We start from the raw sequence: 15,836 nt of genomic DNA, 5'->3' as shown, positions 1-15,836 counted from the left end.
CGTCGCTTTTATGTGAAAGGCTATGACAGGCTCAGGGTTACTCTTGCGCCTGAGGCTCGTCTTGTTGTGTTGATTCAATTGGCACTTCGGTTGCAGCTTCTAACGCTTCGATTGAAGCCTCCGGCGATGCAGTTCCGGGTTCCATTACCGAGGGATTGCGAATCGCATCAGCAATCTCAGGGAAGAGCACCACCAGCTCTATGCGTCGGTTAATCGGGTCGGTTGGCTCAGTCTCGGGCAACAACGCGCGATCCGCAAAGCCCGATACACGCAGTAGTTGATCTGGATCAAAGCCACCCGCAATAAGCTCACGGCGCGATGCGTTAGCGCGGTCATTGGAAAGCTCCCAGTTACTGTAGCCGCGATAGCCACCCGCATAGGGAACGCTATCGGTATGGCCACTGATACTTAGCTCATTGGGAAGCTCGTTTAACAGCGGCGCAATAGTGCGTAACAGGCTACGCATATAAGGGGCGACCTGATCGCTACCTAACTCAAACATGGGACGCTGATCGGTATCCAGCAGCTGTATACGTAGCCCTTCGCGGGTTAAATCAAAACGCATTTGATTGCGCAACTGGCGCAGCTCGGGATCTCGCTCAATGGCTCGCTCGATACGCTGTTGCAAATTCCTGAAGAAGTTGCGCTCCTGCATGCTTGGGCGAGTGCGCTGAGCGCTATCAATGCGTGCCCGCTCCCCATCGCTATGGGTAGGATCCGGCCCGCCGCCAGGAATTGCACTGGTACTACCAGAGCGATCCCCGCCGGTGATAGCACTGACGAGGGGGGTGCTAAAATATTCCGCTACGCCCCGCCGCTCTTCTTCACTGGCGATACTTAAAATCCACAACACTAAAAAGAAAGCCATGAGAGCGGTCATAAAGTCCGCTAGGGCTATTTTCCAAGCGCCACCGTGGTGGGCATGGACGACTTTTTTGCGCCGAATGACGATCGGACGCTTGTCACCACCCTTACTCATGCGCTACCGGCCTTTTTTGCATCCCTCACGTACTCTTCAAGCTCGATAAAGCTTGGGCGCTCGGCAGTAAATAGTGCCTTGCGGCCAAACTCAACCGCCAACTGCGGCGCGTAACCATGCAAACTGGCCAGCAGCGTGATGCGAATACACTGGAGCATTTTTTCAGCTTCTTTAGCCTGCCGGTCAATGTAGCTTGCAAGGGGGCTGACAAAACCATAGCCCAACAAAATACCCAGGAAGGTACCTACCAGCGCGTGAGCAATCATCTCGCCCATCTGGCTCGGTGAGGCGTCGGCATAGGTAAGTGTTTTAACAACCCCCATCACCGCCGCCACGATGCCGAAAGCCGGCATTGCATCGCCCACTTTGGCAATCGCGTCAATGGGCACATGAGCCTCCTGCTCAAAGACTTCAATCTCATGCAGCATTAGCTCATCGATTTCCATGGGCTCCATACCACCACTAACCATTAAGCGCAGGTAATCCGTTAGGAAATTCATGATATGAGGATCAGCCAGTACTGTAGGATGCTCCTGAAATAGAGGGCTCTCTTGCGGATTATCAATATCCCGCTCAATGCCTAACATCCCCTCACGACGAATCTTGGACAATAATTTGAACTGCAGAGCCATTAGCTCCATATAAAGTGTTTTGTTATATTTTTTTGCGCGCTTGAGCCGGGGCAGAATTTTAAATGTGGCTTTAATCGCCTTGCCATTGTTCGCTGCAATGAATGCACCAACACCAGCCCCGCCAATGATGAGGAGTTCAAGGGGTTGGTACAGGGGGCCTAAGCTGCCACCTGCCAGCACATAGCCACCAAAGACGGACAGCAATACGATTACATAGCCTAGAGGTATCAGCACAAGCAGAGTCCTTGCGGTATTCAGTATTAATGTAAGGGAACCAAAACTTAGCCACCTGTTCTGATGTTTAAGAGTTGTTCCATCCCAAGCATCACTTACACCCGATTATACTAGGGCTAAGCTATTGTCTAATTAAAAAGTATCGCTAACTTTTGCAGCTATCTACGCCGATACGCTCACACTTTACGACCAAGTACTCATCACTACGTCTTATACCCTAATTTTTGCTATTGGTGGCGAGGTCGATGAGGTTGTTACATTTTTTCACTATTCTCTTGCTGTGCTTTGCGTGTTTTCCCCGCCCGTGAAGGTGGCTGACATATGCCGCAGACGTAATGCTGAGCAGGGCTGTGGGCATGCGCCACAAACCGCCCGCCACAGCGTGTGCATAGATTAAGCTGGAGTAAATCACTCTCGAAAAAACGTATTAACGTCCAAGCTCGGGTCAGCCCAAGTACCGGCTCTACCTTTTCCAGCGACATTTGTTCGTCATAGAGCCGATACGCTTTGACAAAGGCATCGATTCGATCGCAACCTGCCGCGTCCTTGAGGCTTAAATAAATATTGTAAAACAGGGACGAATGAACATTGGGAAGCCAGGTAATAAACCAGTCAGTGGAAAAAGGCAGCATCCCCTTGGGGGGAGACATACCCCGCACTTCCTTATAAAGCTTGATCAAACGCGTACGGCTCAATTCTGTTTCTGTTTCCAGCACCTGCAACCGTGCCCCCAGCTCAATCAATTCGATTGCCAACTGCACTTGGTGCATTTCATCGATCAAGCTTTTCTGGCTCATTTTGTGTCCTCCGATGGCATTGGCTCAAATGTTTCTCCAGCCAATAACAACGAGGCATGTAAACCAGCCAGGCCCTGATCGCGAGGATTATCAGTGAGCTGGCGAAGCCGCTCAGCACTCATTTGACTAAACCGGCACAGCAACTGACTGGTTCGCGCCAGCTTGGTCAGTTGGCGCGCGCTCAGCGACACAATCAGATCAGCGACATCGCTATCTATTTTTAATCGAAACATAGCAGCCTCACGATCTTCATCAAGCAAGCGCTGCGCCAGAAGCAAATAAGCTAAATTTATTTCCTGAATTTCATCGAGAAAGTTGGTTTGACTCATGATGTCCCATTAAACGACTCAGGCGCGATGTTGTGACCATTATACTGGCGCCGTTAATGACTTTTTATTACCGAACCTCATGGTTACACACAATGTCTGTAATTGGCTACTCAGGCATTTCACGATGACTTAGCCCTTCTTCTGATAACTCGAACACCCATACCAGCAGTTCTGCGACAATTTGATAAAGGCCCGGGGGAATTTCTGCGTCCAAGTCCAGTTGCATTAAAAGCGCTACCAGCTCGGGGGCATCATGCACATAAATACCCTGGCGATGTGCTTCTGCCATAATACGCTCGGCCAAATCCCCATAGCCTTTCGCCACTACACGAGGCGCGCGATCATTCTCCTGATAAGCCAAGGCAACGGCTTGGCGGCGACGCTCACCCGGCGTTACCATAGGCTGCCTCCGCTTCGATATGGCGTGCGCGAAGCTGCACTTTTTGCAAATCTAAAGCGCTTAGCCGCTTCTCTAGTGCGGGCAACCCGGCATCGATACGCTGATAAACCTCTGTGCTGTCGGTAGTGAAATCGATACTCAGCACATTTCGATAAAGCCAAAGGGATGCATTGAAGGCTCCCAAGTTGGGAACGTCTAGCTGCATATCAGAGCGCCACCCACCATCCTGCTCGCCCTCTTTCTCCTTGCCCTCCGCCCCCTCCTCGCGGGCAGGCAGGTTGATGACCAAGGCCATAAAAATGCCTGCCCAGACATCGCCTTCCCAGCGAATCGTCGGCATCACCAGCATTTCAAGCTGCTGGCGTACGAGACTCTGCAAGCTTTCGTGGACGACCTCGCGAGCTGGGCGATGGGCCATCAACTCTGCGACCTCCCGAGCCTGGCTTATCTCTGCCCTAGCCTGATGCCCGTCGCGCACCTCGGCGGGCGTTGCAACAGAACCAGCCTGGGCGGGGTTAGACGACACCGGCGAAGCCACAGCAGGAGCCTGAGTAGTAGTAGCCGACGCAGCCGTCGAACCAGTTGCTACAAAATGAGGCCCCCCTCCCGCCAAGCGGGCTGCTAAGCCCTGCTCATGGGCTACAGGTATTAGCGGCACATTAGGCAAAATCGTCATTCCCACGCCCTGCACCACTGGCGGAGCTGCCAACGGCGCCAGCGGCGCTGAAGCCAACGCTGCTGGGGAACCAGCAGATGGGGCAGCTGTAGACACAGCAACCGAGGATGCTGCTGTAGATGGAGGTGCAGAAGCTGGAGGCGCCTGCGCAGAGGGAGCCCCACTCAAGCTTGTCGGCAAAAGCGCAGCAAGTGAACGAGGGCCAGGCTGCATCTGCGGTTGGTTCATTAGCTGCTGGCGGGTTCCTTCCCCCTGAAACCAGCGCTTTAGGTGCGACTCATAAAACAGACCACTATCGCGAATACTGGCCTCTAAGCGCGTTGCTACCGCACTCGCCGTTGGGGTTTCCTGACTGCTAACAAGAGGCGCTTCTGGTCGCATTACCGAAGGAGGCGCGGGAAACCGCAGCAGAACATCAGCGATGGTTCTCGCTGCAGGGCTAAAATGTGTCTGTGTAGAGCCCGGGGGGGAGTTCGCCGCATCACCGCGGGGCTGCGTTCGCCCTCCTTCGGCGGGAAGTGGCAACCGTTTTAAATCGCTTAATGGTGACGCCCGCCCATCCAAATTCGCATCGCCCATCACTGCCCGCGGCCCCTGGCCTGGGTGAACAGGCTTTACGGGCTGATCCAGCGCCCGCTGCAACGACAACTCCCCTTGCCGCCCCAGCACCTGGTGCAAAAGCGTATCAATAAGGGGAGTGATACCGCTCACGATGACCTCGTAGCGTCAGGATCATCCGCCTCGTAGGCTACCGCAGTGCCTTGCTGGGGTGCATAAGCACGGTGCAAGTCTCGCTGACGCTGAGAAACTTCAATTAGCTTGCCCAACTCATCACGACGAGACACCAAACGACGCCGAATCTCCACATCATGCTCAAGAATACGCTCAATTAGCTCTACTTTCCGCTGCTGGGCAGCCGCATCAAGCTCAACGTTAGAATCCAGCTCACGCAGTTGCTCCACCAGCACCACATAGCTTGTACGCTGATCAATCAGCTCTGCCCACTGCTCGGCATTGGCAAGTTCATGCATATATTCAACGCGGCTCAATAGCGTTTCATAGCTAGCGAGCAACGTCTGTTGAGCATTTTTATCATGAGCAGGTGTAGATGCTGACATTATTGCCTCACGCGCTCTGCTGTTGACCGATATCACGCCAGGCTGAAGCGATATCTTCGAGAAGGCGCTCGGCCTGGTTTAAGCTCTCTTCATCATTACGCAGATTCGCCGCCAACAGCAGGCGAGCGATATAGTCATAAAGGGAGGCTAAGCGCTCGGCAATTTCGCCACCTTTCTCTTGATCAAGGGCGGCGGCAAGGCCGTTATTAACGATATCAAGCGCTTTCGAGATCGACTTCCCTTTCTCGACTGTATTGCCTGCCTGAATATGAATACGCGCAGCACGGATAGCAGCCTGGGCACCATCAAACAACATGACGATAAGCTGATGTGGGTCTGCCGACATCACTCCGCTTTCTACGCCGACACGCGCATAAGCGTTAGCTCCTCGCCCATAGGCGGCGCCACCGCGAGAGTAAGTCATAAGCGGAACTCCTGTGCGTGGTTTTATGCCCACCTTAGATAGTGAGAAACCACGGATAGTAAAAGACAAAAATAAACGACGTACTGCACTATGAGTAACTATCGGCGCGGATCCAGGTGACTTTAATGACACATAGCGCTTTTTTTTTCAGCATTACTATGACAACAACTAGCGCCTATTGCTCACTAACGCCCCGCTACCGCCCTCAGGTAGACACGGCGATCTCACCTACTGTTCGACCCAGTCGCTCAGCAATATTATCCCGTACAACCACCCCCACATTGTCACGCATGGGCGGCTCAACCTGTGGCGCAAGCAATACCTCAGTGGGGTTGCCCTTAGCATCAATGCGTAATATCCAACCCTGCTGCTGACTGGAGAAGCGCGCCAGCGAGCCCACTGGCAGCCCCTTAAAATGATCGATGTAGCGCTTGATCCAGCGCGTATCAAAGTGGTGGGGGTGCTGCAATAAATGACGATAAATTTGCTGCGCTGTTTTAGCAGACCGATCTGTACGGTCACGACGCATTGCCTCTACGACGTCGACAACAGCACTCGCTTTAGCCAATTCACTGAGGTCAGCCCCACTCAGCCCACCTGGATAGCCGCTACCATCCATGCGCTCATTAATCCCACCAATCACCGCCTGAGCCACTCCTGCCGACAGCCATTGACAGCCCTGCAAACGATCAAGTAGCAATGGAACATGCTCACTGATCGCTTTTCGATGACTCGCTTCAAAGTGTGGCGCTTTAAACAGAACCTGAGGAACCAGCGCTTTGCCAAGATCATGTACGAGACCGCTAGCCACTATCGCCTTGCGCAGCTCGCGGGGCATGCTGGCACCTACAAAATCGAGCAAATGAATGGCTACCGCAATACCGTGGCGCACGATTAAAGGCTCAGGAGATAAACAGCGTGATGCGAATAGCAGCGCTTCGCGATCCTCTTCGTGAAGATCAAGTATGCGATCCGCATAGCGGGAGAGTTGGCGCCCATCGATATCACTACCTTGCTGTAATGCCAGTAATTGCGCATCCAAGTAGGCAGCAACTTTTACCAGCCGACGCGCCATAGGGGTAGCGTAGCGCCTGACGTCACGGCGCCCAAGCAGCTCTCCAGCACCCGATCGCTTGCTTGGCAGGGCGAACAGTGGAGAGGGCTGACGCTCGCCCTGCTCCTCTTTTTTATAGCGAGCCGCCTCGCGCTCTATTTCACATACGAAATACCAAATTTGCCGCTCTTGCTCCGCGCTACACTCAACGAAGCTGAAACCAACACGAAGCAAGTGCCGCTCAGCATCTGTCTTTTGATGACGAGCTTCTCCAAGCACTTCGAAATAAGTCCCATCAGGGAAGGTAAACGCCATCTTCAGAGGATTAGCGGCCTCGGCCAACAGACCGCTGGCCGCCAATGGCAACTCAAGTTGGCAGCCATCTTGGGACAAATCCCGCAGCTCACCCTCTATCTCAACATCATCACCATATAAACCTGCCGACACCACCATCCCCATGCGCAGCTCAGCGCGAAAGGACTCACGACGCTGCAACACGTCCAAGGATGCAGGATAATCGCTGCAACATAAAAAGCGCCCTCCAGCCTGGCGCGTCTCCGTCAGGTGCAGCAGCGGCGTCTGGATTACTTTACCCTGCGCCTGCCCGCGCAAATAGAAAGCAGCCCCACCCTGAAGGTGGTGAAGCAAATAATCAACCGATGAGAGATCCATCACCAGAACCTGCCCCAGGTGCTGCTCCATCAACACAATAGGCTCTGGGCGTGCACCCGGAGCGGCAAGGCAGAGTGACACACCGCCCGTCTCTATCAAGGCATTCAGCAGAGACTCGATCACTGTTGTGCTTGCTATTGTTTCAAACTCATCCTGCTGCGCCACCATTCTCGCCTCACTTACTCTTATGCGTTAATCAATTCACCGCAAAGCGGAGAAGCATATCAGATGCCACCAGCGCGGCGTATGCACAAAAAGCCACTGTTTTCATACTTATCAGGCAGGCTATAGCAAGCAGACACAGGAGGTTATATAGTCGGTACCGACAACAAGCAAACACAACGCCATGCCGGTAAGTGTAAAGTTTTTTAGCATCCTGCCGATAACAGTGTAGAAACGCTTATTAACTAGCAAAAATCCGAGCTATGGCTGCCGTTTCACGCTATTGCACCACTAACTGGCTGCCAAAGCTGACTTTAAAAAGGAACGTGCCCATGAGCTCCCTACCTACCGAAGCAATTCCGACACTGTCATCGACCCTAAGCCATTTAAACCCACGTCAGCGGCTAGAAAACACACTGGCTCAGCTAGCCCCAACGAACACCCAGCTTAAAAACACAGAAACAACCGAGCAGGAAACATCTGCTGACGAACTCGTCCAACCCATTCAGCGCATTAACGAGATTATGCGTCCACATGGCTTAGAGTTCGAATTAAGCGAAGAGACCTCACGCGTGATTACGCGGGTTATAGACAGGGAGTCTGGAGAGGTCATACGCCAGATACCAGCAGAAGAAGTACTCGCCATTGCAGAGCGATTAGAAGAGATGAACGGGCGAATCATTTCCATTGAGGCTTGAGACCAAAAAGCCTAAACCTGCATGTTCATAACATCACGATATGCAGAAACCAAGCGGTTGCGAACCTGAAGCCCCATTTGAAAAGCAACGCTAGCCTTCTGCATATCGACCATTACGTCATTGAGCTGCAAATTGGGATCACCTGCCTGAAAGGCCATCGCCTGACTATTCGCCGTTTGCTGAAGCCGGTTAATACGCTGGATCGACGCCTGCAGCTCGCCGCCAAACCCTCCTTGACCAACAGCGGCTGACGCCTGAGCACCACTAAGGGGCTGCGTGGATGCCGCTTGGGTCGCCATGCCTTGCATCTGTTGTAGCGCAGCCTGTATTGCGGGAGTACTCATACGCTCACCTCAATTCGCAAAAAAGATCTAATGCAAAAAGCCTAACACCAAAGCAACCCACCTCATACGGACAAATGCGCATAAAAAGCGGATCTTATCTTTCCTTTAGGCTCGACTAGCCACCGGATAATGGCCGTCATCACAATTCCGCCTCATCTTTTAGGCGGATAACCGCGATTGACGGATATAGCCTATGCCTTCTTTGGTGATGCGCCTGGGCCGACGCCAGTTTTGCTTGCCCCTTTGTTGGAGGGACGCATGAGCGAAACTGGTGCAACGGCAGGCCGTCAAAACAGTAAGAATCAAGCCGCTCCCCGCAGTGGAAGCACAGGTAGTGGAAATAGCGAACGCGATACCGCCAGCGGCTCGGCTTTTGAGCGAACGTTGAGTCAGTTGCGTGGCAATCCACTCGTCGCACTGCTTATTGCTGGTGCCGCCTCAATTGCTATTGTGGCGGCTCTCTTTATGTGGGCCAGCAGTCCTGATTACCGCGTGCTTTACAGCAACCTGAGCGAAGCTGATGGTGGCAGCATCATCAATGAACTCGACACGCGTGGTATTCCTTACCGGTTCAGTGAAGGCGGCCAGGCGTTAATGGTGCCTAGCGACCAGGTTCATACGCTACGCCTACAGCTTGCAGAGCAGGGTCTTCCACGCGGCGGCAATCTTGGTCTGGAGTTAATGGATAGCCAGGCGTTTGGGATTAGTCAATTTGCTGAGCAGATTAACTATCAGCGGGGCTTGGAAGGCGAGCTGGCCCGTTCAATTGAATCGCTAGGGCCGGTAGAAGGCGTGAGAGTTCATCTCTCCATGGCTAAACCATCGGTGTTTATCCGTGATCGAGAGCCAGCGAAAGCCTCCGTTGTTCTGACCCTTTTACCTGGCCGCGTTTTGGGTGAAGGCCAAGTCAGCGCGATCGTCCATATGGTCTCAGGTAGCGTGCCAGAGCTTGCCGCTGAAGATGTCACCGTGGTGAATCAGGATGGCCGACTACTGTCTGCCGAGACAAGTAATGGAAACGACCTGGATGGGTCACAGCTTGAATATATTACCGAGGTTGAGCGCTCTTACCAGCAGCGTATCGAGCATATTTTAACGCCCATTCTGGGGCGCGATAACGTGCGCGCCCAGGTTGCAGCACAAATAGATTTCTCGCGGCGCGAGCAAACCTCTGAGCGTTACGGGCCAAATCAACCGCCTAATGAAGCAGCCGTGCGTAGCCGCCAGCTAAGCCTTGCTTTTGATGGTGAAGACCCTCTGTCCACAGGCATCCCAGGCGCACTCAGCAATACACCGCCGGGCGCCATACCCTCCCCTATCAACCAACAGGAAGGCGAGCAAGAAGGCGACCAACAGGAAGATGCCCCCCCAGAAGCGTTGCGCAACTTACGTCAAGACGACGTTATCAACTACGAAGTTGATCGCAGTATTGAGCACGTCCAGCACCGGCTCGGCCAAATAGAGCGACTCTCTGCGGCGGTCGTCGTGAACTATCGCACAGAGATGAACGATGAGGGCGAACCCGTGGAGGTTGCCCTAACAGACAACGAAGTGGCTCAAATTGAGCGTCTGGTTCGTCAAGCAATGGGCTTCTCGACCGTGCGCGGCGATGAAGTTGAAGTCGTCAACTCTCCCTTTGCGCGCAGTGCTGAGGAGAGCGTAGAGGTCGATTGGTGGAAAGACCCCAGCGTGCTTTCTCTTGCTGGCAAGGTGGGTCGCTACCTACTGGTTGCGCTAGCGATTTTATTGCTTTACCTGCTGATTTTGCGCCCTTTAATCAAGCGTTATACCCAGCCACCGGTGATGGCGACCGCAACGCCTGGCGGCACGCTGTCTGCTAGCGTAGGCGAGGAAGACGACGAAGACTTAGAGTCGTCAGACGAGACTGATGAGACCTACGCCAAGCCCAAGCGTCGGCGTAAAACCTCACTCTACGAGCATAACCTCAACGACCTGCGTGAAATGGCGCAGGAAGATCCCCGCATGGTCGCGATGATCATTCGTAGCTGGATGAATGCCAATGAGTAGTTCAATTGCTGAAATGAGCGGAGCCCGCAAGAGCGCTGTGTTGTTACTGGCGCTCGATGAAGACAGCGCCGCCGAGGTGTTTAAGTATCTCGGCGCTGCTGAGGTGCAAGAAATTAGTATGGAGATGGCCAAGCTCAATCAGGTCTCACACGAAGAAATGAAAGCGGTGCTGGAAGCTTTCCATAAAGAGACCGAAGAGTTTGTTGCGCTGAACCTCAACTCCAGCGACCACATCCGCTCGGTGCTGACCAAAGCACTGGGTAGCGAGCGCGCGACCAGCTTAATTGAAGATATTCTGGAGACCACAGGCAGCAACTCGGGTATCGACGCACTCAACCTCATGGAAGCGTCCATGGTCTCCGAGCTAATCCGCGACGAGCATCCGCAGATTATTGCGACAATCCTGGTTCACCTGGATCGTCATCAAGCCTCAGATATTCTGGAGCTGTTTGAAGAGAAATTGCGTAATGACGTGGTACTACGTATCGCCACCTTTAGCGGCGTTCAGCCTGCAGCGTTACAAGAACTGACCGAAGTACTCACCAGCATGCTGGATGGCCAGAACCTCAAACGCAGCAAAATGGGCGGCGTAAGAACGGCTGCAGAGATCCTCAACTTGATGAACTCCTCTCAGGAGGAGACAGCTATCGAAACCGTGCGTGCGCACAGCGAAGATCTGGCTCAGAAGATTATCGACGAAATGTTCCTGTTCGAGAATCTGCTGGATCTCGACAACCGCGCTATTCAAATGGTGCTGCAGGAAGTCGATACCAACTCGTTGGTCGTGGCACTCAAAGGGGCTCAGGACGCTTTGGTCGACAAATTCCTGCGCAACATGTCACAGCGCGCCGCCGATTTAGTGCGCGAAGATATGGAAGCCCGAGGCCCCATCCGCGTCTCTCAAGTTGAAACCGAGCAGAAAACTATCTTGCAGGTCGTGCGGCGTTTAGCCGATTCAGGGGAAATCGTTCTGGCTGGCGGAGACGACGAGTATGTCTAATACTCACTCGCCTAAATTTGATCGCCATGGGGATTGGCGCCGCTGGCAGATGGATGAGCTGGCGACCACAAAGAGCAGCCATGCCCCTGACGGCGAAGTGCCAACAGCTCACCAGCGCAAAGTACAGGCGGCACAAAAAGCGGCCGAGCTGGCACGCCAGCGTGAAGAGAGTGAACGCCAGGCACTTTATGAGCGTATTCGCCAGCAAGCACAAAAAGAGGGGTATGACGCTGGCTTTGAACAAGGCCACAAAGAGGGGCTTGAAAAGGGTTTAGAGGAAGCTGCCGAACAGGCAAAAACGGAGTTGGAAGCACAGATTCGCAAAACCGTTGCACCGCTGGAAACGCTGGGCAAGCAGTTTGCGGACGCCCTTGAACGTCTTGATGACACGATTGCCTACGACCTGGTCGAGTTAGCACTCGCCACCGGCAAACAGCTTGCAAGCGATGCCTTACGGGATACACCTGAGCAAATTTTGACCATTGTCCGCGAGCTGCTGCACACTGAACCCCCTCTGGTAGGCCAGCAGAGGCTTTGGCTCAACCCCGATGATCATGCGCTAGTAGAAGAGCACCTAGGCAATGAACTCAGGGCTGCCAATTGGAAACTGCAGCCCGATGACCAACTTGCCCGTGGCGGCTGTCGGGTCACCAGTGCCCAGGGGGAAATTGACGCGACCTTCGAAAGCCGTTGGCATGCTATCCAAGCCCAATCGCGCAAACGCGGCCTCAATTCCCCTCCCTCTTCTAACGTTCCTTCATCGTAGGCGGATACCCATGGCAGAGACCACCTGTCCCCATCAACATCGCTGGAATAAGGCATTGCGACGCACGCAGCAGCGTGTCAGCCATCTGCCTCGCTACCGCAATAGCGGTCGCGTTGTTCGCGCGACGGGGATGGTGATTGAGGTGGTAGGGCTGCGTGTGGCGGTGGGTAGCGCCTGCCGGATTGAATTACCTGGCAGCGATGGTCGGCTGACAGACAGCGATAGGCATGCAGAGGCAGAGGTCGTCGGCTTTTCTGGTGACAAGCTATTCCTGATGCCTCTCGAAGAGGTTATAGGATTAATGCCTGGCGCTCGCGTCGCACCTCTTGATGAAAGCGGCAACAACAGTGCCCGCCGCTTCCCGATGGGTGATAGCCTGCTTGGGCGAGTACTGGATGGTAACGGCAATCCGCTGGATGATCGGGAGAATATAGATGAAATACCCCGAGCAACACTCAGCTCTCCGCCGCTCAATCCGCTTTCTCGGGCGCCCATTGATGCGCAAATTGACGTCGGCATTCGCGCTATCAATGCCCTGCTTTGCGTAGGTCGAGGTCAGCGTATGGGGCTCTTTGCAGGCTCCGGCGTGGGTAAGTCCGTTCTGCTAGGTATGATGGCACGCTACACCAAGGCCGATGTGATTGTGGTGGGTTTGATTGGTGAGCGAGGCCGTGAAGTACAAGACTTCATCGATAATATTTTGGGCCCTGAGGGACGTCGGCGTGCTGTTGTCGTCGCCGCTCCCGCTGACACATCACCGCTGCAGCGCCTACAGGGCGCCGCTTATGCGACTCGCCTGGCAGAAGGTTTTCGTGACGAAGGTCGCGATGTCCTGCTGATCATGGATTCGTTAACCCGGTACGCCATGGCCCAGCGGGAAATTGCCCTGGCCATTGGTGAGCCACCCGCTACTAAAGGTTATCCGCCGTCGGTTTTTGCAAAGCTGCCCGGCTTAGTGGAGCGCGCAGGTAATGCTGAGCGTGGTGGTGGTTCCATTACGGCGTTTTATACCGTACTAACGGAGGGCGACGACCAACAGGATCCTATTGCTGATTCTGCTCGCGCCATTCTAGACGGGCATATCGTGCTGTCGAGAACATTAGCGGAAGCAGGTCACTATCCGGCCATCGATATTGAAGCTTCAATTAGCCGCGCAATGACCTCCATCGCCTCAGCCGATCAGCTTCAGGAAGCACGAGTGTTCAAACAGCTCTTCTCGCGCTACCAGCGTAACCGGGATCTTATCAGCGTGGGGGCCTACAGCCCGGGCCATGATCCCCAGCTCGACGAAGCAGTGAAACGCTTTCCATCGTTGGAAAACTTCCTTCAACAGAATATTGATGAGTGTGCAACGCTTGCGGATGCTCGCCAAGCGCTGCACGCACTGGTAGGAGGACGCACATGAGTACTTCCCAGCTCGAAATGTTAACCGACTTAGCCAGAGGTGCCCGCGACCAAGCGGGTAAAGTACTGGCACAAGAGCGACAAACGGAGCAACAAACGACCGCTCAGTTACAGTCGCTACTGAGCTATCGGGCGGAGTACGCTGAGCGCTTACAGAAAGCGATGCGTGAAGGCATTGACCCTGCCACTATGTACAACTATCAGCAGTTCTTAGCCTCTTTGGACGCGGCCCTAAGCCGCGCTCGACAAGCCTTAGCTTCCCAACAGGCAAGCGTTGAGCAGAGTAAAAAGAACTGGCAACAAGAGCAGCGAAAGCTCTCTTCCTACGATACACTGGCGTCGCGTCGACTATTAGAAGAGCACCGCCGCAGTGAGCGTCAGGAACAAAAAACGAATGATGATCTGGTGACAAGCCGTGCGGCTCGTCAACATAACGACACTCCGCATTAGCGGTGCCAGGGAACTGAATATGAACATCCACCAGTTGCTTTCGGTCAGCCAAAGTTCACCTCAGACACAGTCTCAAGGTGCTTTTAACCGTCAAGACCCAGTCAACGGCTTATTTCGCCAGGCGCTGTTACAAGCGTCTGCTACTCAGCGAAACCCGTCGTCATCTGGGCTTGGTGACATTAGCGCTTCTCAGGCGCCCTTACAGCAAAAACAGCTCGATGCCCTCGGCAATCTTGTATCCGATACATTAGAAGTCGACGCTGAACGTTTGAGTACGGCCCTTGAAACCCTGGGGATTGATGTCAGTGAGAGCGATTTTTCTGAACTTCTCGCCCAGCTACATCTGTCGAACTCAGACATCAGCGCACACACTCTAGGTTTAGGGGGTGAGCAATTCTCTACGCCTCTTGACGAGATTGCTGGCCGTCTCGCACTCATGGCTTCATTTACTGACAGCAGTCTCATATCACAGCAGGCATTGCCGGTTTCTCCAGCAGGGCTCGAAGCGATCGCTGAACAGCTAAATATTAGTCAAACGGAAGCTGCACAGCTGGTCGATACACCTGCGCTTAAAACAATTATCCAGTCTCTCAGCATGGATAACAGCGGGTCTGTGCCGTCTTTCGACGCAGCAGCACTGGAAGCCATTGCTGATCAGTTAAATGTTAGTCAAACGGAGGCTGCGCAGTTGGTGGATACACCAGCGCTCAAAGCAATTATCCAGTCTCTCAGTATGGGGGGCGGTGGGTCTGTGCAGCCTCTCGATCCAGCAGCGCTGAAAACCATTGCTGAACAGTTAAATATTAGTCAAACGGAAGCTGCACAGCTGGTCTCCGCGTTAAATGGCTTGGTTGGACAACAGCAAGGTGCTCAAACATTGTCCGCTGGTTTAGCTCGTTCAACTGATACACGCTCGCCTGTGGCGGAGCTTCAGATGCCCTCTAGGCCACAGCCAGATACTTTTAACACCCAAAATATTAACAACACCATCAACGCAGCCACAAACGTCAGTAGCGAAGCTCTCATGGGCGCTCTACTGGCCGCCGATGGGACACCGAAAGGAAGCCAAAGTGGTGAACAGTTACCAACAGGTTTTGCTTTAAATACTGGCAGTAACTCGCTAGCAATGCCGCAATCCACTCAAACGTATACGCCTGCGTCTACCCCGACAGCTGCCACGTTAGCAACACCTTTTACGAGTCCTGCCTGGTCGCAACAACTAAGCCAACAGTTGGTGCAGATTTCACAGCGGGGCGGCGATCAGCATGTCCAAATGCAGTTGAATCCAGCAGAACTGGGGCCGCTCTCTATCTCACTAAAATTTAGCGAGCAAGGCGCTCAAGCTCACTTTTTGTCAGCCCATGCACAGGTGCGGCAAGTGCTGGAGCAGGCCATCCCCCAGCTCAGGGAAGCCTTGGCGGAGCAAGGCATATCACTGGGTGAAACATCTGTTGGCGAACAGCGCGACCCCAATGACCAAGCTTTTGCCCAGTCAAGCAGCAAGAACGGCACTAAAACCGGCAGCGACAGCGGCGAGATTGGTTTAGATGATGCGACTCGCCAGAACTCCGGAAGTAATCCGCAGGTACTGGATGGGCGGGTAGATCTTTACGCTTAAGTGGCGACACCAGAATTTGTATGGCCTTTCTGGTACTACACATTAGTACGC

Annotated in this window: 17 protein-coding genes; 7 read left to right on the top strand and 10 right to left on the bottom strand. The window is 53.7% G+C overall.

The annotated features are described in order from the left end of the window. Window positions 1-37: 37 nt before the first annotated feature. From motB to OM794_RS00380, 9 genes are all read right to left on the bottom strand, one after another. Window positions 38-979, bottom strand: coding sequence for a flagellar motor protein MotB (motB, locus tag OM794_RS00420; RefSeq protein WP_226250541.1), 942 nt, complete (start codon window positions 977-979; stop codon window positions 38-40). Continuing rightward, window positions 976-1,845: a flagellar motor stator protein MotA gene (gene motA, locus OM794_RS00415; RefSeq protein ID WP_088702013.1), complete on the bottom strand. Its 870-nt coding sequence runs from the start codon at window positions 1,843-1,845 to the stop codon at window positions 976-978. Before motA ends, motB begins: the two co-directional genes overlap by 4 nt. Before the next feature lie 254 nt (window positions 1,846-2,099). After that, window positions 2,100-2,642 carry a flagellar transcriptional regulator FlhC gene (flhC, locus tag OM794_RS00410; RefSeq protein ID WP_088702012.1) on the bottom strand — a complete coding sequence of 181 codons (543 nt, stop codon included), beginning with the start codon at window positions 2,640-2,642 and terminating at the stop codon, window positions 2,100-2,102. Next, a complete protein-coding gene (gene flhD, locus OM794_RS00405; RefSeq protein WP_226250540.1) occupies window positions 2,639-2,971 on the bottom strand; it encodes a flagellar transcriptional regulator FlhD in 333 nt (110 codons plus the stop codon). Before flhD ends, flhC begins: the two co-directional genes overlap by 4 nt. Window positions 2,972-3,077: 106 nt before the next feature. Beyond that, window positions 3,078-3,371 carry an EscU/YscU/HrcU family type III secretion system export apparatus switch protein gene (locus OM794_RS00400; protein ID WP_226250539.1) on the bottom strand — a complete coding sequence of 98 codons (294 nt, stop codon included), beginning with the start codon at window positions 3,369-3,371 and terminating at the stop codon, window positions 3,078-3,080. Next, window positions 3,355-4,758 carry a flagellar hook-length control protein FliK gene (locus tag OM794_RS00395; protein ID WP_226250538.1) on the bottom strand — a complete coding sequence of 468 codons (1,404 nt, stop codon included), beginning with the start codon at window positions 4,756-4,758 and terminating at the stop codon, window positions 3,355-3,357. Before OM794_RS00395 ends, OM794_RS00400 begins: the two co-directional genes overlap by 17 nt. After that, complete coding sequence (gene fliT, locus OM794_RS00390; RefSeq protein ID WP_226250537.1) at window positions 4,755-5,165, bottom strand: flagellar protein FliT; 411 nt, start codon at window positions 5,163-5,165, stop codon at window positions 4,755-4,757. The genes OM794_RS00395 and fliT overlap by 4 nt, the downstream gene beginning before the upstream one ends. Window positions 5,166-5,172: 7 nt before the next feature. Then, entirely contained in the window at window positions 5,173-5,589 is a 417-nt protein-coding gene (gene fliS, locus OM794_RS00385; protein ID WP_088702008.1) for a flagellar export chaperone FliS, read from the bottom strand. A gap of 205 nt (window positions 5,590-5,794) precedes the next feature. Beyond that, window positions 5,795-7,483, bottom strand: a complete 1,689-nt coding sequence (locus tag OM794_RS00380) for an HD domain-containing phosphohydrolase (RefSeq protein ID WP_226250536.1) — start codon at window positions 7,481-7,483, stop codon at window positions 5,795-5,797. Window positions 7,484-7,809: 326 nt separating this feature from the next. Here OM794_RS00380 and OM794_RS00375 point away from each other — a divergent pair, with 326 nt between their 5' ends. Further along, the gene (locus OM794_RS00375) at window positions 7,810-8,175 is read left to right on the top strand and encodes a flagellar protein FlaG (protein ID WP_226250535.1); all 366 of its coding nucleotides are present in this window, start codon (window positions 7,810-7,812) and stop codon (window positions 8,173-8,175) included. Window positions 8,176-8,186: 11 nt separating this feature from the next. Here OM794_RS00375 and fliE read toward each other — a convergent pair whose 3' ends face one another. Continuing rightward, window positions 8,187-8,519, bottom strand: coding sequence for a flagellar hook-basal body complex protein FliE (gene fliE / locus OM794_RS00370; RefSeq protein ID WP_022520939.1), 333 nt, complete (start codon window positions 8,517-8,519; stop codon window positions 8,187-8,189). 258 nt (window positions 8,520-8,777) lie between these two features. On the opposite strand from fliE, the gene fliF reads away from it, so the two are divergent. Genes fliF through OM794_RS00340 form a run of 6 tightly spaced genes read left to right on the top strand, consistent with a single transcriptional unit; the run spans window position 8,778 to window position 15,785 of the window. After that, on the top strand, window positions 8,778-10,547 hold the full coding sequence (fliF, locus tag OM794_RS00365) for a flagellar basal-body MS-ring/collar protein FliF (protein WP_226250534.1): 1,770 nt from the start codon (window positions 8,778-8,780) through the stop codon (window positions 10,545-10,547). Further along, window positions 10,540-11,547 carry a flagellar motor switch protein FliG gene (fliG, locus tag OM794_RS00360; RefSeq protein ID WP_088702004.1) on the top strand — a complete coding sequence of 336 codons (1,008 nt, stop codon included), beginning with the start codon at window positions 10,540-10,542 and terminating at the stop codon, window positions 11,545-11,547. The genes fliF and fliG overlap by 8 nt, the downstream gene beginning before the upstream one ends. Next, window positions 11,540-12,313 carry a flagellar assembly protein FliH gene (locus tag OM794_RS00355; protein ID WP_226250533.1) on the top strand — a complete coding sequence of 258 codons (774 nt, stop codon included), beginning with the start codon at window positions 11,540-11,542 and terminating at the stop codon, window positions 12,311-12,313. Before fliG ends, OM794_RS00355 begins: the two co-directional genes overlap by 8 nt. A 10-nt stretch (window positions 12,314-12,323) precedes the next feature. After that, window positions 12,324-13,718: a flagellar protein export ATPase FliI gene (gene fliI / locus OM794_RS00350; protein ID WP_226250532.1), complete on the top strand. Its 1,395-nt coding sequence runs from the start codon at window positions 12,324-12,326 to the stop codon at window positions 13,716-13,718. Next, window positions 13,715-14,167, top strand: coding sequence for a flagellar export protein FliJ (fliJ, locus tag OM794_RS00345; protein ID WP_226250531.1), 453 nt, complete (start codon window positions 13,715-13,717; stop codon window positions 14,165-14,167). The genes fliI and fliJ overlap by 4 nt, the downstream gene beginning before the upstream one ends. Window positions 14,168-14,186: 19 nt before the next feature. Next, on the top strand, window positions 14,187-15,785 hold the full coding sequence (locus tag OM794_RS00340; protein WP_226250530.1) for a flagellar hook-length control protein FliK: 1,599 nt from the start codon (window positions 14,187-14,189) through the stop codon (window positions 15,783-15,785). Window positions 15,786-15,836: the final 51 nt, after the last annotated feature.

The organism is Halomonas sp. BDJS001, from assembly GCF_026104355.1.
GTDB lineage: Bacteria > Pseudomonadota > Gammaproteobacteria > Pseudomonadales > Halomonadaceae > Vreelandella.
Note: the sequence above shows the minus strand (reverse complement) of the source record. Positions and strands in the feature narration are given on the sequence as shown.

Excerpts from the sequence above, each read along its gene's own strand:
- OM794_RS00400 (WP_226250539.1), bottom strand. The coding sequence starts at position 3,371 with ATGGTAACGCCGGGTGAGCGTCGCCGCCAAGCCGTTGCCTTGGCTTAT.
- OM794_RS00340 (WP_226250530.1), top strand. The coding sequence starts at position 14,187 with ATGAACATCCACCAGTTGCTTTCGGTCAGCCAAAGTTCACCTCAGACA.
- fliG (WP_088702004.1), top strand. The coding sequence starts at position 10,540 with ATGAGTAGTTCAATTGCTGAAATGAGCGGAGCCCGCAAGAGCGCTGTG.
- fliS (WP_088702008.1), bottom strand. The coding sequence starts at position 5,589 with ATGACTTACTCTCGCGGTGGCGCCGCCTATGGGCGAGGAGCTAACGCT.
- OM794_RS00380 (WP_226250536.1), bottom strand. The coding sequence starts at position 7,483 with ATGGTGGCGCAGCAGGATGAGTTTGAAACAATAGCAAGCACAACAGTG.
- flhD (WP_226250540.1), bottom strand. The coding sequence starts at position 2,971 with ATGAGTCAAACCAACTTTCTCGATGAAATTCAGGAAATAAATTTAGCT.
- fliT (WP_226250537.1), bottom strand. The coding sequence starts at position 5,165 with ATGTCAGCATCTACACCTGCTCATGATAAAAATGCTCAACAGACGTTG.
- fliE (WP_022520939.1), bottom strand. The coding sequence starts at position 8,519 with ATGAGTACTCCCGCAATACAGGCTGCGCTACAACAGATGCAAGGCATG.
- fliI (WP_226250532.1), top strand. The coding sequence starts at position 12,324 with ATGGCAGAGACCACCTGTCCCCATCAACATCGCTGGAATAAGGCATTG.
- motB (WP_226250541.1), bottom strand. The coding sequence starts at position 979 with ATGAGTAAGGGTGGTGACAAGCGTCCGATCGTCATTCGGCGCAAAAAA.
- flhC (WP_088702012.1), bottom strand. The coding sequence starts at position 2,642 with ATGAGCCAGAAAAGCTTGATCGATGAAATGCACCAAGTGCAGTTGGCA.
- OM794_RS00355 (WP_226250533.1), top strand. The coding sequence starts at position 11,540 with ATGTCTAATACTCACTCGCCTAAATTTGATCGCCATGGGGATTGGCGC.
- fliF (WP_226250534.1), top strand. The coding sequence starts at position 8,778 with ATGAGCGAAACTGGTGCAACGGCAGGCCGTCAAAACAGTAAGAATCAA.
- OM794_RS00375 (WP_226250535.1), top strand. The coding sequence starts at position 7,810 with ATGAGCTCCCTACCTACCGAAGCAATTCCGACACTGTCATCGACCCTA.
- fliJ (WP_226250531.1), top strand. The coding sequence starts at position 13,715 with ATGAGTACTTCCCAGCTCGAAATGTTAACCGACTTAGCCAGAGGTGCC.